Origin of the sequence: Streptococcus sp. 2021WUSS126 (genome assembly GCF_044427255.1) — a bacterium.
GTDB lineage: Bacteria > Bacillota > Bacilli > Lactobacillales > Streptococcaceae > Streptococcus > Streptococcus hashimotonensis.
Window position 1 is genome coordinate 1 of sequence record NZ_JAOTGI010000028.1, and the last position, 17,102, is coordinate 17,102.

General features: G+C 41.4%; 16 protein-coding genes. 2 read left to right on the top strand and 14 right to left on the bottom strand.

The features are described 5' to 3' along the window. Positions 1-341 precede the first annotated feature (341 nt). The 3 genes from hpf to ODU39_RS09200 all read right to left on the bottom strand — a co-directional run bounded on the left by hpf (position 342) and on the right by ODU39_RS09200 (position 2,911). Positions 342-884 (bottom strand): ribosome hibernation-promoting factor, HPF/YfiA family, encoded by a 543-nt coding sequence (gene hpf / locus ODU39_RS09190; protein WP_014637536.1) that lies wholly within the window; start codon positions 882-884, stop codon positions 342-344. A gap of 76 nt (positions 885-960) precedes the next feature. Next, the gene (locus ODU39_RS09195) at positions 961-1,626 is read right to left on the bottom strand and encodes a ComF family protein (protein ID WP_044693833.1); all 666 of its coding nucleotides are present in this window, start codon (positions 1,624-1,626) and stop codon (positions 961-963) included. Further along, positions 1,619-2,911, bottom strand: a complete 1,293-nt coding sequence (locus tag ODU39_RS09200) for a DEAD/DEAH box helicase (RefSeq protein WP_398580305.1) — start codon at positions 2,909-2,911, stop codon at positions 1,619-1,621. The genes ODU39_RS09195 and ODU39_RS09200 overlap by 8 nt, the downstream gene beginning before the upstream one ends. 56 nt (positions 2,912-2,967) lie before the next feature. On the opposite strand from ODU39_RS09200, the gene ODU39_RS09205 reads away from it, so the two are divergent. Beyond that, complete coding sequence (locus tag ODU39_RS09205) at positions 2,968-3,600, top strand: YigZ family protein (protein ID WP_398580304.1); 633 nt, start codon at positions 2,968-2,970, stop codon at positions 3,598-3,600. Between the two features lie 89 nt (positions 3,601-3,689). Next, positions 3,690-4,616 (top strand): cysteine synthase A, encoded by a 927-nt coding sequence (cysK, locus tag ODU39_RS09210; RefSeq protein WP_398580303.1) that lies wholly within the window; start codon positions 3,690-3,692, stop codon positions 4,614-4,616. Positions 4,617-4,641: 25 nt separating this feature from the next. Here cysK and ODU39_RS09215 read toward each other — a convergent pair whose 3' ends face one another. From ODU39_RS09215 to rpoZ, 11 genes are all read right to left on the bottom strand, one after another. Further along, the gene (locus ODU39_RS09215; RefSeq protein ID WP_002937017.1) at positions 4,642-5,013 is read right to left on the bottom strand and encodes a S1 RNA-binding domain-containing protein; all 372 of its coding nucleotides are present in this window, start codon (positions 5,011-5,013) and stop codon (positions 4,642-4,644) included. A gap of 1 nt (position 5,014) precedes the next feature. Continuing rightward, positions 5,015-6,415: a bifunctional Cof-type HAD-IIB family hydrolase/peptidylprolyl isomerase gene (locus ODU39_RS09220; RefSeq protein ID WP_398580302.1), complete on the bottom strand. Its 1,401-nt coding sequence runs from the start codon at positions 6,413-6,415 to the stop codon at positions 5,015-5,017. A 49-nt stretch (positions 6,416-6,464) separates the two neighbouring features. Further along, positions 6,465-7,106 carry a response regulator transcription factor gene (locus ODU39_RS09225; RefSeq protein WP_172078683.1) on the bottom strand — a complete coding sequence of 214 codons (642 nt, stop codon included), beginning with the start codon at positions 7,104-7,106 and terminating at the stop codon, positions 6,465-6,467. After that, entirely contained in the window at positions 7,078-8,094 is a 1,017-nt protein-coding gene (locus tag ODU39_RS09230) for a sensor histidine kinase (RefSeq protein ID WP_105135491.1), read from the bottom strand. Before ODU39_RS09230 ends, ODU39_RS09225 begins: the two co-directional genes overlap by 29 nt. Continuing rightward, the gene (gene liaF, locus ODU39_RS09235; RefSeq protein ID WP_226317727.1) at positions 8,091-8,750 is read right to left on the bottom strand and encodes a cell wall-active antibiotics response protein LiaF; all 660 of its coding nucleotides are present in this window, start codon (positions 8,748-8,750) and stop codon (positions 8,091-8,093) included. The genes ODU39_RS09230 and liaF overlap by 4 nt, the downstream gene beginning before the upstream one ends. 320 nt (positions 8,751-9,070) lie before the next feature. Next, positions 9,071-11,065, bottom strand: coding sequence for a Stk1 family PASTA domain-containing Ser/Thr kinase (gene pknB, locus ODU39_RS09240; protein ID WP_398581424.1), 1,995 nt, complete (start codon positions 11,063-11,065; stop codon positions 9,071-9,073). Further along, positions 11,065-11,802: a Stp1/IreP family PP2C-type Ser/Thr phosphatase gene (locus tag ODU39_RS09245; RefSeq protein WP_004194145.1), complete on the bottom strand. Its 738-nt coding sequence runs from the start codon at positions 11,800-11,802 to the stop codon at positions 11,065-11,067. Before ODU39_RS09245 ends, pknB begins: the two co-directional genes overlap by 1 nt. A gap of 37 nt (positions 11,803-11,839) precedes the next feature. After that, positions 11,840-13,153, bottom strand: coding sequence for a 16S rRNA (cytosine(967)-C(5))-methyltransferase RsmB (gene rsmB, locus ODU39_RS09250; RefSeq protein WP_398580301.1), 1,314 nt, complete (start codon positions 13,151-13,153; stop codon positions 11,840-11,842). After that, positions 13,140-14,078: a methionyl-tRNA formyltransferase gene (gene fmt, locus ODU39_RS09255; protein WP_398580300.1), complete on the bottom strand. Its 939-nt coding sequence runs from the start codon at positions 14,076-14,078 to the stop codon at positions 13,140-13,142. Before fmt ends, rsmB begins: the two co-directional genes overlap by 14 nt. Before the next feature lie 130 nt (positions 14,079-14,208). Continuing rightward, on the bottom strand, positions 14,209-16,599 hold the full coding sequence (locus tag ODU39_RS09260) for a primosomal protein N' (protein ID WP_398580299.1): 2,391 nt from the start codon (positions 16,597-16,599) through the stop codon (positions 14,209-14,211). Positions 16,600-16,779: 180 nt separating this feature from the next. Next, a complete protein-coding gene (gene rpoZ, locus ODU39_RS09265; RefSeq protein WP_004194153.1) occupies positions 16,780-17,094 on the bottom strand; it encodes a DNA-directed RNA polymerase subunit omega in 315 nt (104 codons plus the stop codon). Positions 17,095-17,102 lie beyond the last annotated feature (8 nt).

The following is a 17,102-nucleotide window of genomic DNA, read 5'->3' on the forward strand; positions in this document are numbered from 1 at the left end:
ATCACCCTGCACGTTTGGTTCGTCTTCTTTAATTTTCAAAGGTCTTGTTCGTTATCGCGATCTCGCGACAACTATCTTAGTTTATCATTTCTTGGAAACTTTGTCAACACTTTTTTGAAACTTTTTTTCGTTCCTCTGTTAACTAGTTACTCAAGAGACAACTCATTTATTCTATCATCTTCTACTGGACTTGTCAACACTTTTTTGAAACTTTTTTCATTCCGCTACTGACTAGCCCCTCAAGTGACAACTCATTTATTCTATCACGACTTATACACATTGTCAACAGGTTTTTTGAAAATGATAAAACAGCTGCAAAAACTGCAACTGTTTTATTATCTTTATTGACGTACCTCTAGAAGACCCAAATCTCCATCTTCACGTCTATACAATACATTTGTTGTACCGTCATTAGCATCTGTATAGATGAAGAAATCATGTCCGAGCAACTCCAATTGGAGGACTGCTTCTTCCATATCCATTGGTTTCAAGTCTACTTGCTTAGTACGAACCACTTTTACTTCCTCACCTGTTTGCTCAACAAGTTCATCTGTAAAGACTTGACCAGTTGCCACTTTTTGACGATGTTTTCGTTCAATCTTAGTTTTGTTACGACGAATTTGGCGTTCAATCTTATCTACTACAAGATCGATAGAGCCATACATTTCTTGTGAAATATCTTCTGCGCGAAGTGTAACTGCTCCAACTGGAATTGTTACTTCTACTTTTGCGCGCTTGTCACGGTAAACTTTTAGATTTACTTTAGCATTCAACTCTTGTTCTTCATTGAAATATTTCTCAATCTTAGCCACTTTCTCTTCTACATAGGTGCGAAGTGCATCTGTAACTTCAAGGTTTTCTCCACGAATACTGAATTTAATCATATTAGTACCTCTTTCTTGGCTTTCGCCTTTCTTCACTATTATTATACCACATTATAGGAATATTGCAACCGTTTTCTTATCGTGTTAGTGAAAATGTTTTGATTTCTTTCCTACCAATTTTCATGAAAAGTTCTACAGCAAGTTGGATTGTGGCTCCTGTTGTGTATATATCGTCGAATAATAATATTTTTTCTGGCACTTCTTTTTCATCTAATAGATAGAACATCTGTTTTGCTTCTAGTCTCTCTGCTCGATTTTTAGACGATTGTTTTTGGCTTTCATACTTTCCAAGAAGGGACTGATAGGGGATATTTGTAGCATCCAAAAGTCCTTCCACTTGATTAAACCCACGTTCTGATAGTCGTTTTTGACTAATTGGTATGGGAACAATTGTGTAGTCAGGAAATTGGCTTAACGCTATTCTAAGCTTTTTAGCAAAAATATTTCTTAAAACATAGTCTCCTTGAAATTTGTAGCGACTAAAATAATGTGCCATCGCTTGATTATATTGGTACAAAGCTGTGTGGACAACTGGTTTCCCTTGATTCTGCCAGTACTGACAATCCTTGCAACTTTCCGATTCCCCATTTTTATAACAATGTGGACAGTGTTGCTCTGCTATTTCCTCAAAAGTCGAAAAACATTCTTCACAGGTGCCCGATTTTTCTTTACTAAAGAAGATGAGATCTGAAAATCTTGTTTTATTTTTCATAGCTTGATCACACAATAGACAATTAGACATATCCAGCCTCCTTGTTCATCTGTTTAATTTCAGCGATTGCCTTTTCAATAGCTCCTGTACTTCCCTCATGATAAAACTGGAGTAACCCAGTCGGACGTTCCATACTTCTGCCGACCCGGCCTGCAATCTGAACAAGACTTGACGCTGTGTAGAGGTAATGATTGGCTTGAACAACAAAGACATCTACACATGGGAAGGTCACCCCACGTTCAAGAATAGTAGTCGAGATTAATACTGTGATTTCTCTCTTGCGAAAACCTTCAACTATTTCAAGGCGATTTTCTGTTTGACTGGATACAAAGCCAATTGTTTCTTCTGGGAATGTTTTTTTCATTATCTTGGTAAATTCTTGACCTTTGGAGATTTCTGGGACAAAAATGAGTAAGGGAAAGCCCGACTTTCTCTGTTCTTCAATTGCTTTTTCCAACTTTGGGACTAGTCTATTTTTCTTTAGGGTATCATCGAATTTACTAAACCAGACTTTTTGCGGGACAACAAGCGGATTGCCATGAAATCGCCTTGGCAAACTAAGACGGCTTAATTTGCCTGTTCTTACTTTTTTATCCAATTCATCTGTTGAAGTTGCTGTCAGAAAAACTTGAACACCGGCTTCCTTGACCGCATTGTCTGCTGCTTGATAGAGCATGGGATTATCCGCATAGGGAAAGGCGTCTACTTCATCAATCAAAACCAAATCAAAGGCCTGATAAAATTTTAATAACTGATGTGTGGTTGCTACAACTAATGGAGTTCGGAAATAAGGTTCAGACTCTCCATGTAGTAAACTAATTGGAACTGAAAAGTCATTTTGCAGACGTTTATAGAGTTCGATACAAACATCAATTCGAGGACTGGCTAGGCAAACCGCTCCGCCTTTATCAATCACTGAGGCAACGGTGTGGTAAATCATTTCTGTCTTACCTGCTCCTGTTACTGCATGAACCAATGTCGCACGATTATTTTCCACGTTTGCAACTAGTCCATCTGAAATTCTTTGTTGCCAATCAGTTAGTTGACCTTTCCACTTTAAACACTTAGTGATTGGAAAATCTTTCTGAGGAAAATGATAGAGTTTTTCGTCTGACCGCACTCTGCCTAGAAGCAAGCAGGCTCGACAGTAATAAGCATCGTTTGGCAATTTGTTTTCTTCTTCAAAAGTTGTTCCACAGCGAAAGCAGTTATTCTTTTTTGTAATACTTGGCACTTTTTCTGCTATTTCTCTTTCTTTTGCCGTCAATTGGTATTTGGTAAATAATCTTCCATAATAATTTTCTAATTCTTTCATCGCTTATTTATTCGGAATTTCTTGTCAGTTTTAAAAAAAATTAGTACAATTTGGTTATGAAAGAATTTAAAACAATTAGAGAAGATGGTATTGTTGAGGAAGAAATTAAAAAGTCACGATTTATCTGCTTTATGAAACGAGTGACCAGCGAAGAGGAAGCTCGCAACTTTATCAACAAGATCAAGAAAGAACATTACAAGGCTACTCATAACTGCTCTGCTTTTGTCCTTGGAGAAAATATGGAAATCAAGCGTTCCTCAGATGATGGGGAGCCGTCTGGTACTGCTGGTGTGCCAATGCTGACGGTTTTAGAAAATCACGATCTGACCAATGTCGCAACGGTGGTTACCCGCTATTTTGGAGGTATCAAACTAGGGGCAGGCGGACTTATTCGTGCTTACGCTGGAGCAGTGGCTAATGCAGTCAAGGAGATCGGTGTTGTGGAAGTTAAGGAGCAGGAAGGTATTTCCATTAGTATGTCCTACGCCCAATACCAAGAGTTTGCCAATTGGCGAGCTGAGCAAGGTCTGGAAGAATTTGATACCCAGTTTACTACCGAAGTTTCAACCATGATTTTTGTCGATAAAGAATTCCTTGAACAAACATTAGCAAGTCTTACTGACTTTTACCACGGAAAAGTATCCGCACGAAAAACCAACTCTCGAATCGTGGAGGTACCTGTCTATTAAAAAAAGCTATCGGCGAGATAGTTTTTTTATATTATCCTTTTTTGACTTTCTACTATATAATGTATAATAACATTATTTGGAGGTGCCTTATGGCTATTTATCAAAATATTACGCAATTAGTTGGAAAAACTCCGATTATCAAACTTAACAATATTGTACCTGAAGGAGCTGCTGAGGTCTATGTCAAATTGGAAGCTTTCAACCCAGGATCTTCTGTAAAAGACCGGATCGCCTTGGCTATGATTGAAGATGCTGAAAAGGCTGGTACCATCAAACCTGGAGATACTATTGTTGAGCCAACAAGTGGTAACACTGGTATCGGTCTTGCTTGGGTTGGAGCCGCAAAAGGTTATAAGGTGATTATCGTCATGCCTGAAACCATGAGTGTTGAGCGTCGCAAGATTATCCAAGCTTATGGAGCTGAACTTGTCTTGACTCCTGGTAGCGAAGGGATGAAGGGGGCTATCGCCAAAGCAAAAGAGATTGCTGAAGAAAAAAATGGCTGGGTTCCTTTCCAATTTGCTAATCCATCCAATCCAAAAGTTCACGAAGATACAACAGGACAGGAAATTTTGGAAGACTTTGGAACAACTGGTTTAGATGCCTTTGTATCTGGCGTTGGTACTGGTGGTACCGTTTCAGGTGTTTCGCATGTTTTGAAGACAGCAAATCCAGATATTGCTATCTATGCTGTCGAAGCTGATGAATCAGCTGTCTTATCTGGTGAAGCACCTGGTCCACACAAGATTCAAGGTATTTCGGCAGGTTTTATTCCAGATACCTTGGACACTAGCGCCTATGATGGCATTATTCGTGTCAAATCCGATGATGCCTTAGCTACAGGTCGTGCTATCGGTGGAAAAGAAGGATTCTTAGTTGGTATTTCTTCAGGTGCAGCAATTCACGCTGCTATCGAAGTCGCTAAGGAGTTGGGAACTGGAAAAAAAGTGTTAGCAATCTTGCCTGATAACGGAGAACGTTACTTGTCAACAGCTCTTTACGAGTTCAATGAGTAAAAAGAAAGAAGGTTAGGAATGCATCCTATACCTTCTTTTCTTTGTGTTCTTTGAGATAGCCTTTAGCTTCCTCAATCCATTTCGGAAGTTGTTTTGCTAAAGGGGAAAAACCAATTTTATTCCGTTCATTTGTAAAACGATGATGACGCGGAATTTTTTGTTGTTCTTCTTCTAAGGTCCGGATTGATAAACTAGCCTTTTCAGTATATTCATCAAAGTCAACTACCTGTACCAAAACCTCTTGCCCCAATTTTAAATGATCATAAATATTATCAACAAAACCTGTTTTGATTTCCGAGATATGAATCAGGCCCGTCGTCCCATTCTCTAATTGTACAAAGGCTCCATACGGCTGAATGCCCGTTACCGTCCCCTTGAGTTTATCTCCGATTTTCATCTTAATCCTCTATTTCGATGGTCTCAATTACAACATCTTCATGTGGACGATCTGCTGAATCTGTTGCAACCGCTGCGATAGCATCCAAGACGACGAAGGATTCTTCATCAACTAGATGACCAAACACTGTGTGGCGTTGGTCTAGATGTGGTGTCCCGCCATTTTTGACATAGGCTTCTGCAACTTCTTTAGGCCAACCGCCTCGTTCTAATTCTTTCGCATTGTATGGGAAGTTTTGGTTTTGAACGATAAAGAATTGGCTTCCATTTGTATTTGGTCCTGCATTGGCCATTGACAAGGCTCCTCTGAGATTAAAAGCTTCCATTGAAAATTCATCTTCAAACGCAGTACCATAAATAGATTCACCACCCATACCTGTTCCGGTTGGATCGCCACCTTGAATCATAAAGTCTTTGATAATACGATGGAAGATAATTCCGTCATAATAGCCATCTTTAGAAAGAGCTACGAAATTTGCTACAGTTTTGGGTGCAATTTCAGGGAAGAGTTTTACTGTTAACTTACCGTGGTTAGTCTTGATATGCGCAACTGGCCCTGTAACATTTTCCAAATCTAATTGCGGGAAATATTTTTCTTTTTCTACCATACCTAATTTCTCCAAGGCATCGAAAATGCCATCTTCTTCTACTTTTTTTGTGATATAATCTGCATGCTTTTGCAGTTCTGGATGCGAATGTCCCATAGCGATACTAATTCCTGCATAATCGAATAACTCAATATCGTTGAGTCCATCTCCGAACACTAGGACATTTTCAGGTTTCAGGCCTAGTTTTTCAACAACCTTAGCAACACCAGTTGCTTTGGAAGAGCCTTTTAGCACAATGTCCGATGAAATAGCATCCCAGCGAACACTACGCAATTCCGCTTGCAACTCTTCTGGAAGTTCTACTTCGTGACCATCTTTCTCGAAAGTTAACAATTGATAGATGTCATTTTCTTTATAAAAAGTTGGATTTGTTTCCAAACCTTCATAAATCAAGTCAATTACTTGACTAATGCGGTCAGTTCGTGCAGAAAGTGTCCCTTTTTGACTACCAAGCATACCATATTCGATTCCAATTTCTTTAGCCCAATTTAATACAGATTCTACTAAATTTTGGGACATTGGCTGATGGTGCACTACCTGACCTTTGGCATCTTCTACGTAGGAGCCGTTAATCATAGCGAAAAAGTCTGGCTTTAAGGCCTTGATTTCTGGCACCAAACCATAAGGCGTTCGTCCTGACGCAATTCCTGTCAAAATTCCCTTTTCTTTCAGTGATTTGAAAACCTGCTGAATTGATTCAGGAATGTAGCCTGTATTCTTCACACGTAGCGTGTCGTCAATGTCAAAAAAGACTATTTTTATTTTTTTTGCCTTATATCTGAGTTTTGCATCCATATAATTCCACTATCCTTTGGTTGAAAATTAACTAATTTTCATTATACCATTATTGGTCCTCTTGCGCCACCAAACCATGCTGGAAAGCATAAACAACTGCTTGAGTACGGTCGCTCACAGCTAGTTTGGATAAGATATTGGAAACATGGGTTTTAACAGTTTTTAAGGAAATGAAGGACTCATCTGCAATTCGTTGATTATCATATCCCTTGGCTAACAGCGTCAAGATTTCACGTTCCCGAGCTGTTAAGTCATCATGTAAATCTGGGTGGCGTTTATGGTGCTCTACTTTTTTCTCTACTTCTGTCTCAATAGCATATTCTCCAAGAGCTACCTTGCGGATGGCTGCTAAGATTTCGTCAGCACTTGACGTTTTCAACATATAGCCACGAGCTCCTGCTTCCAGCACAGGATAGATTTTTTCATTATCTAGGTAGGAGGTCAGGATGACAATCTGCGCTTGCGGCCACTCCTTCAGCAAGGCCAGGGTTGCTTCTACGCCAGTCATCTTGGGCATAACCAAGTCCATCACTACAACATCGGGTTTAACCTCTAATGCTTTAGCCAAACCTTCCTCGCCATCACTAGCTTCTGCAACTACTTCAACATCTGGCTGTAAATTTAAGTAACTTTTCAATCCTAGACGAACCATCTCATGGTCGTCAATCAGCATCACTCGAATCGTATTCATCTTCTTTTCCTTTCAATAGTGGGATACGAATATCAATCGCCACTCCCTTATTTGGGGCTGTGCGAATTTTTATCGTTCCAGCCATGTCTTCAACCCGCTCACGTATGTTTTGAAGACCGTAACTTAATTCATCATCTGCACCTTGTTGGAAGCCGATACCATCGTCTGTCATTTTCAACTGCAGTTCTGTTTCCTTCTGCAAGAGGTAAACATCCAAATGCTTGGCCTTGGCATGTCGCAAGGTATTACTGATAATTTCTTGCGCAATGCGGAAGAGATGTTCTTCAATTAGTTTCGGTAGCTCCTCTACTTCATGTTGGAAATGAACGATAATATTACTTTTGTCGCTAACTTCACGCAAAATCAGCTCAAATCCTTCAACCAAGGTTTTACTTTCAAGTTCACTTGGGCGTAGATGTAATAATAGGATGCGTAGGTCTCTTTGGGCAGACTCAATCATGTCTTTCACGAGCATCAGCTGTTCCTGCAAGGTTTCCTGCGGAAGAGTGGATAGATTGGACGATAATCCTGACAAAATCATGCTCGTTGCAAATAACTCTTGACTAACCGTATCATGCAAATCCCTGGCAATCCGTTTCCGTTCTCCCTCAACAATCTCTTCTTTCTTGACTAAATCTTGATTGTCAACCAGCTGCACCTGACGTGTGAGGTTTCTGACCTTATCAGACAACTGGAGCAAGAGTTGATCACTTTCGGTATCTGTTCGAATACTTTTATTCTTCAAGATAGCTTGTAACTTCGTCCGCATAACCTGAGTGGAGGCTAGGCTGACAGTTTGTACCATTACAGCTAGAAAAAGAGTCAAAACAATAACTAGTAGAATGAGAGTAAACACGAGCTGCTCCGTTGAAATCCAGAGCGTAACATCTAGCAATGAATAATTTAAAAGTGGGAGGGTGGAAGCAATCACCACAAAAACAATAAGACAGGCAAACCAGGCGAGGAGTAGGTAGGTACGTTTTCTCATACGCGAACCACCTCCACATCTCCCAGTATATTGTTGGTAACGACTTTTACACGTTTGTGTGATTCTTGATAATCGGGACTATTGACCGCTATACTTTCATTCCGCAAATCCCAGTATGATTCACCCAGGAAACTTACTCGTCCATAGATACTAGTTGCTGAAAGTGCAACCTCAACATCAATTGGAACAATAATTTTTGTCCGTCCAAACGTTTTACGAATTACAACAATATTATCTCTGCCAACTAATACAGTCTTATCCAAATCAACTACATCATTGCCAAACAAGCGTACAATGTTAATATCTTCAAAACCAAACCTATCTTGAGAGTGGTCGTGGTTGCCAAACCATCTATTTTTCTCTTTTTGAACCTGTAAAGAATAGTCACTAAAAACAATGTGGGTATATTGGTTTCTCTTTTCATAACGTGAAAAGAAATTAATCAGCATGTACACGACTAGTAGCATAATCCCAATAATGAAGAAGGGATTTAAAACAAAGACCAAAAATAATAGAGATAAGGAGCTAACCAGTAAAACGCTATTAACTTTTCTTCCTAGGAAGTACCAAATGATGAGTAATAAGGCAGAGAAAAGTAGCAGGGTCCGACTGGCCTCATTGGCTACCACGTCAAAGGCTGCCATCGTAAAAATCATACTTTCTATTAGTAGAAAAAATTGAACTTTCCGCATCTTCTCCATCCTTTCTATACTATTGTAACAAAAAATAAGTAAAAGAACTCCATCCAAAGTAGGAAATATAGGACTGACTGATATATAGTTTTAGTTTACTTTTAGTTCAAGGCAAGTTGACAACGGATAATTTTGATTTTCGAAGAGTATAGATGAGCTTTAATCTGATCTAGCATGACCTTCCCCCTTCTATTTTTAGTGTAACATAAAAAACTAACCTACCACAAAATATGATAGGTTAGTTAGCTTAATGACATTGGGCATCTACCCAACCTTATTCATCTTTATTGTCCGCTATCTGTTGAAGTACTTGTGCTTGTGGAACTTCCTGTTGAAGAATCGCTACTGGTTCTGGTTGATGCAACGGAGACATACAAGGTAACTGTTCCATCAATTGTTGCTCCAGCAGCAGGATATTGTCCAATGACAATATCACTTGTCGTTGAATAATAACTTCTATCTTCTTGTTTTTCAATATTTTCCGCATTGACACCCAAGGCTTGTAATTGACTACGCGCCTGTGAATAGGTGTAATTGCGAGATGTTAAATCAGGCATAACCAACTCTTTTCCTTTTGAAATAACTAGATTGATGATAGAACCTTTTGCCAATTCTGTATTGGCAACGGGATCTGTACTGATAACCTGACCCGCAGTAACAGATGAGCTATATTCCTGAGTAATAGTTCCAACACTGAATCCTGCTGTCTGAAGAACTTGAGTAGCATTCTCCTGACTTTTTCCAACAACGTTTGGAACAACTTGTGGCGCCACTCCTTTGGAAACGTAAAGGGTAATTTTTGCCCCCTTCTCAGCAGAACTATTTGCTTCTGGATTTGTTTTGATGACGAGTCCTTGGGCAACTTTTTCGCTATATTCTTCTTTTATTGTCACTTGGAAACCAAGAGCCTCCAATTCCTGCCGTGCAGTATCAGACTCCTTATCCACCACATCTGGAATAGATGACAGCGCAGCCGTTGCTACTACAATATCAATCTTACTCCCTTGACGTCTGGTCGTCTTTGCAGCCGGAGAGGTTCGTATTACCAATCCTTCATCTACAGTTGCGGTCGCTTCTTCTGTGATATTTCCGACTTCCAATCCTGCTACTTCAATCATTTCAGTAGCTTTTTCAACGGTTTGACCAGACACATCAGGGACGGTAACTGTTCGTGGAGTGTTGAAAAACATGAGTCCAGTCGCTATGACTGTTAACAAAATAGCCCCTATCAAGACTTTGTAGCGTGTACGCATACCTGGTCTTGGTTTTGAAATAGGCTTATTTCCCGACTTCGCCACTTCTTTCTTACCAGCCCCCTTATCCGTCGCAGAAACTTGAGCAGAACTGTTTGTATGCGGTACTTTCGTTTCAACATTGGCCTGGGAGAGTTTTGGCAAGGTTTTTGTATCAACCTTGTTCCCTTCTAGTTCAACCCTAGGTTCATTCCGACGATCCATGGATAGAGCCGAAGCTAAATCTGCATACATTTCTGCAACCGACTTATAGCGCTCGTTTAATTTTTTAGCCGTTGCTTTTAGTACAACATTTTCTAAAGCCTGAGGTACGTTGGCATTCTCTTCTCTAACAGATGGGAGAGGTTTTTGGAAATGCTGAAGAGCGATCGTCACAGCACTGTCTCCATCATAGGGAATGCGACCCGTCAACATTTCAAAAAGGATGATTCCCATCGCATAAATGTCACTTTGAATGGTTGCTTTCGAACCACGCGCCTGCTCAGGTGAAAGATAGTGAACAGAACCCAACATGGAGTTGGTTTGTGTCAAACTCGTTTCAGCAAAGGCAACTGCAATACCAAAGTCTGTTACTTTAGCGACTCCATTGGAAGTCAAAAGGACGTTCTGAGGTTTCAAATCTCGATGGACAATTCCTCTCGTGTGCGCCATTCGCATAGCAAGGAGAATCTGTCCCATAATTCGCACCGCAACATCGTTGGAGAGTGGTGCATTTTCTTTTATATAACGTTTTAAATCGAGGCCATTGACATATTCCATAGCCAGATACTGTTGACCATCTTCTTCGCCGATGTCCGAAATACGAACGATATTGGGATGGTCAAGTTCTGCCATGGCACGCGCTTCACGTTGAAAACGCTGGATAGCAATTTGATCTGTCTGATAGTTGGTCCGAAGAACTTTAACGGCAACCTCTTCTCCATCTAAAATCAAATCTCTTGCTAGGTAAACATCTGCCATACCGCCTCGACCAATTTGCCGAACGATTCGATACCGACCGGCAAAGATCTTACCGATTTGAATCATTACCTAGCCTCCTCCGTAATGTGAAGCAAACCTACTGTAATATTATCTAGACCGCCTGCATTATTGGCAAAACGTACAAGTGTTTCTACCTTGCTTTCAATTGAAACATCACTCAATACAATATCACGAATGTCCTCGGTTGGTACCATATTGGTTAAGCCATCGCTGTTAATAAGGACGTAATCTCCAACCTCAAGGGTTTTCAAAGCAATGTCTGGTTCAATTGGCTCGGCTTGTCCGATGGACTGCGTTACAATATTTTTTTGAGGATGACGCTGTGCTTCTTCTTCTGTGAGCTGACCAGCTCGAACAAGGGCACCTACCAGCGAATGGTCGTTGGTTAGACGTGTATATTCGCCATCTCTAATCAATCCAACTCGTGAATCTCCGACATGGGCATAGATCATTTGGTTGTCGATGACAACAACTGCTTCAAGCGTTGTTCCCATCCCCTTGTATTCTTCTGTCTGTCCAAGTTCATGAATCTTTTGGTTTTCAGCGTCAATGATTGCAACCATCCATTCACGGACATCATTTAAGGTCACTAATTGAGTATCAACCCAAGCAGCTCCCAAATCTGTTGCTGCCATTTCACTAGCAATATGGCCGGCACGGTGACCACCCATTCCATCAGCTAATACGACCAAATCAATCCCTGCACGGTTTTTGTAGCGATTGATATAGTCTTGGTTGTTCGAACGTTTCTGTCCTACATCAGTAAGTAATGCAATTTCCATAATTTTTATCGTTGCTAAGCAACTTCCTCCTCTTATTCTAGGATTTTCGTCTAAGTTGACCGATGAAAAATCCATCTGTCTTATACTGTTCAGGGGTTATCAACAAGCAGCCATCCACCATAATATCTGTTTGAGGGTGTTCTAGTGTCACCTGCTCAAAATTGGGATGGTTTTGCAGAAATTCTTGAATAACCTCTTGGTTTTCCTTAGCAATAATCGTACATGTGCTATAGGTTATTATACCACCAATTTTCAAGCTTTGGCAAATACTGTCCAGTATCTGTAACTGGATAGTCTTTAAAGAATCAAAGTCCATCGATGCCTTGTTATAACGAATATCTGGCTTACGGCGGATGAGTCCAATACCTGAACAAGGGGCGTCTACCAATATCTTATCAAAGGTATCAGGGCCAAATGTTTCATGAACACGACTGGCGTCCAGACGTTTGGTCTCAATCTTATCTTCTAGACCTAAACGAAGTGCGTTTTCTTCAATCAGGTTTAGTTTATGATCATATAAATCCAACGCATAAACTTTTCCATCCGTAAGATAGCTTGCCATATGACAGGTCTTTCCACCCGGAGCTGCACAGGCATCCAAGATGATTTCATCTCCTTGAATATCCAAAGTCGGAGCTACCAATTGACTGGTTTCGTCTTGAATAGTGATAAGCCCTTCCTTGAAATAATCTGTCCCCGCAAAGTGTCCATGAGATTTAACCAACCCAACTGGTGATAACTGTGAGTGTTGGGCGCCTAGCTCCTCTGCCAATCGCTCCACTTGTTGACCATCTGTCACGCGTACGCTGGCCTTATTCCGATCATGTAAGCTTTGGAAAATCTTCTCTGCACGTTCATCGCCATATTCTGCAATCAGGGCTTGGACCAACCAAACTGGCACAGAATACTGAACGGATAAACGTTTGTTCTTTCTTTTAATATCTGCTGGTTTCGGCAACGAATCCTGACTAAGCTTACGCAAAATAGCATTGACAAATTTGTCAGTTCCAGGCTTTCGCTTGGCAATATTAACTGCCTCATTGACAACTGCGTGGGGGGGCAATTTGTCCAAATATACCAACTGGTAGAGGCTCAACATGAGGAGATAGTAGACCCAAGTGTCCAACTTTTCTCTATCTTCGATAAAATGTGCCAAATACCACTCTAGGGTAATTTTACGAGAAACCGTCCCATAAACCAACTCGGTCGCCAAGCCCTTGTCCTGTGCTGATAAACGAGAAGATTCTAGGGCCTTATTGAGAGCGATGTTCGAGTAAGCTCCTTGATCAAAGACTTGTTCCAATACAGATAAGGCTAGATTTCTTGCTGTTTCATGTTTATTGATCACCAAATTGATCTCCTACTGCAATATCTCGACCTGCACCATTTAAAAAGTCTGCAATGGTCATTTTTGGCTTACCAGCTGGCTGGACAGTTTTCAGAGAAAGGGCTCCCTGACCTGTCGCAATGATCAATTCTTTCTTGCTTCGAGCAATAACCCGACCAACTGGTCCTTCACCTTCTGTTTCTACAGCTTCTTGAATTTTAAAACGTTCCCCTTGCCAATAGGTGTGTGCAACGGGCCACGGGTACATACCGCGAATGTGATTAAATAGTTGACGAGCTGACTTGTTCCAATCAAGCACTTCTTCTTCTGGCTGAATATTTGGCGAGAAAGTTACTTGTTCTGGATCTTGAGCGACTGGTTTCAAGTCACCAGCAATATAGGCTGGTAAGGTTTGTAATAATAAATCCCGACCAACAACAGCCAACTTTTCAAACAAGGTACCGACATTGTCGCTTTCTTCAATAGCAATGCTATCGCTGGAAATCATGTCGCCGGCATCCATTTCCTTGACCATTTCCATGATGGTTACGCCGGCACGTTCATCACCGTTAATCAAAGCGTAATGGATAGGAGCACCGCCACGGTATTTAGGAAGAAGAGAAGCATGAACATTGACTGCAAAGTCAACTGAGTTCAATAATTTGGTTGGTAGGAATTGCCCAAAAGCTGCCGTCACAATCCCGTCTGCTCCTAAATTCATCAGCTCGTCCATTTCTTGACTTCCTGATAGCTTCTCTGGTTGATAGACTGGTAAATTGTATTCCAAGGCTACTTCTTTCACAGGTGTCATTTGGATGACTTTTTTTCGTCCAACAGCTCGGTCTGGCTGGGTTACAACTGCCAGTATGTTATAATTTCCATCAGCTAAGAGCCCTCTTAAGACCGTCGCTGAAAACGCTGGCGTTCCCATAAAAATCAACTTTGTCATATTCGTGTTCTCATCTCCTTTTCATTTTCTGATTCATATCAATTATACTATCCCCTAATTATACCATTTTTGCTTATTTTTTCCTTAATTAAAGGTTTTTAAAACAAAAAATGCAAGGTCAATAGTGACCTCACATCATATTCTGCGGTTCATTGTCAATAATCAGCCGCAAATCTTGATTTTCTCTCTCCTGTGTCCAATCCAAAATCTGGTTCAAGACCTCTTCCAAACGGTCTTCATGCCGGTATTTCAAGATAATCTGGTAGTGGTAGAGATTATGGGTTCTGGCAATGGGCTTGGGCGTCGGTCCCAAGATTTGAATTGCATCTGTTAAGTGTTGACGGAGAAAGGCTACAGTTTCATAGGCTTTTTTCACGACAAATTCTTCCGACTTGTGCGAAAAGGTTAGACCAACCGTAAAATAGTAAGGTGGATAACCAAGATTTTTCCGAATGCCCATCTCATAACGATAGAAACCTTCATAATTCTGCTCTTTGGCAAAAACAATGGCATAATGATTGGGGTTGTAGGTCTGAATCAGGACCTCCCCCTCCTTATCAGCTCGACCGGCCCGACCAGCTACCTGAGTTAGCAACTGGAAGGTCCGCTCAGAAGACCGAAAATCAGGCAGATTCAGAGCCGTATCAGCATTGAGCACCCCAACAAGCGTCACATTTGGAAAATCCAAGCCCTTGGCAATCATCTGGGTTCCCAGAAGAATATCCGCTTCGCCTCGACCAAACCGTTCGAGTAAGTCCTCATGAGCACCTTTTTTCTTGGTAGTATCCACATCCATACGCAAAATTCTAGCTTCTGGCAAGAGCTCCTGCAATTCATCGTAGGCCTTTTGCGTACCCGTCCCATAATAACGAATAGAACGACTTTGACAGTTTGGACAGGTTTGAGGAATCCCCTTTTGAAAACCACAATAGTGACAATTCATCGTTTTTGTGTCCATGTGGAGCGTCAGGGAAATATCACAGTTGGGACACTGGTCAACACTCCCACAATCACGACACATGACAAAAGAAGAATAACCACGCCGATTCAACATAAGAACGACCTGTTCCTTACGAGCCAGCTTTTCTCTAATCTTTTCAATCAAGACAGGGGTAAAATTACTAGCCTCCTGCTGACCGATATAATCACGGAAATCCACAACTTCCACTTCTGGAATACGAGCCAAGGGATTAGCCCTCTGGTTAAGAGTCAATCTTCCATAGACTCCCCGACTAGCCCGAGCCCGTGTTTCAAGACTCGGCGTAGCAGACCCCAAGACCAGGGTCGCTCGATTATAATCAGCCCGCAACTTTGCCACATCACGCGCATGATAGCGTGGATTGCTGTCCTGCTTGTAGGTCGCCTCATGCTCTTCATCAATGATGATAACACCCAAGTTTGTCAATGGTGCAAAAATAGCCGAACGAGCCCCGACAACCACCTGGGCATTTCCCGCCTCAATCTTTCTCCACTCGTCATACTTCTCTCCATCAGACAAGCCCGAATGCAAAATAGCAACCTGCTGGCCAAAACGAGAAATAAAACGATTGGTCATCTGAGGGGTCAAGGATATTTCAGGCACCAGCATAATGGCCGTTTTCCCCATTTTTAAAACCCTATCAATAACCTGGAGATATACTTCCGTCTTCCCAGAGCCAGTCACTCCTTGCAGTAGAAATGTCTGACTTTCCTGACCGATAGAGGTCACAATCTCACGAACCGCAATCGCCTGCTCTGGATTCAAATCTAAGGCCTGTGTTTTTTCCACCTTATCAAAAACACCCTGAGTCCGCGACACTTCCTCTTCCCAGATTTCTATATAGCCTTTTTCTTGGAAATAGCGGAGCGTATCAGCCGAATAGTCCGATTTTAGGTTTGAAAGGAGCTGGTCTTCAGAATGTTCCAGAAGAAATTCCCTTAACTGCTGCCGTTTCTTAGCCCGATTGCTAATGTCTGCTTCTCGCAATTTCTCCAGACAAACTCGGTACCATTTTTCCGTCTTGATTTGCTTCTTATCTTTGGCCATATAGTCTACCAAGATTTTTCCTGACTGGGCCAGACGCATGATTTTCCCTTGCTCTGTCACGTCCAAGTCAGAAAAACGAATCTGCTCCTTATCACCAAACAGACTGATCTGCTCTGCCATTTCCAAGCCAAGCCCTGGACGGAGCAATTTGTCATAGGTCGAATTGAGCAAGCTGGGCAACATGGATTTTAAGAGAGTAATTTTATAGGAGAAGACCGACTTCCTCATCTGGTCCGCCAACCAAAATTGCTCTTGATTGAGAACAGGACCATAGTCCAAAACCTCGGCAAGCTCTTTCAAGTCTTGTAAGTTATTTTCATCATCTTCATCAATCAAGTCAACCACAATCCCTTGAATCAGCCGATTTCCCTTACCAAAGGGTACATGGACGCGCACGCCAACCATGAGCCCCTCTTCCAACTCAGCTGGAACGCGATAGGAATAAGCTTGATCTGTCTGCATCAAAGGGACGTCTACAATAATCTGTGCTAACATACCATCTCCATTTATTTCACCTTCTAATGCGAACAAGGTTCACTTTATGTATAACCTCCAACTATTAGTTGGAGCAAATATTAAAAGATAAACTAAATGACCTAGCTCCTTTCTGTCAAAACTTTCATCATTCCGAAAGTGAAAAGAAACCCGGATGGCAATCCCAACCGAGTCTTGTTCCTAAATCTTTTCGCCTTCTTCTTTTTCTTTAGCAATTTGAGCTTTGATTTTACGCTCTTCTTCTTCTGCCAAACGTTTAGCCTCTTCGGCACGGCGACGAACAGCCTCACGTTTCGCTTCTGGGTCTGGGTGGATGACTACATTACCTGATTCAATTTCTTCCAAGGCGCGTAGGGTGGATTTCACTGAGGTAAATTCTTGAGTTGGTTTGGCACCTGCTTCCAATTCATGGGCACGCTTAGCCTCAAGAATAACCAAAGAATACTTAGATGGTACCTTATCCAACAAGGTATCAATTGACGGCTTCAACATCATAATGCGAT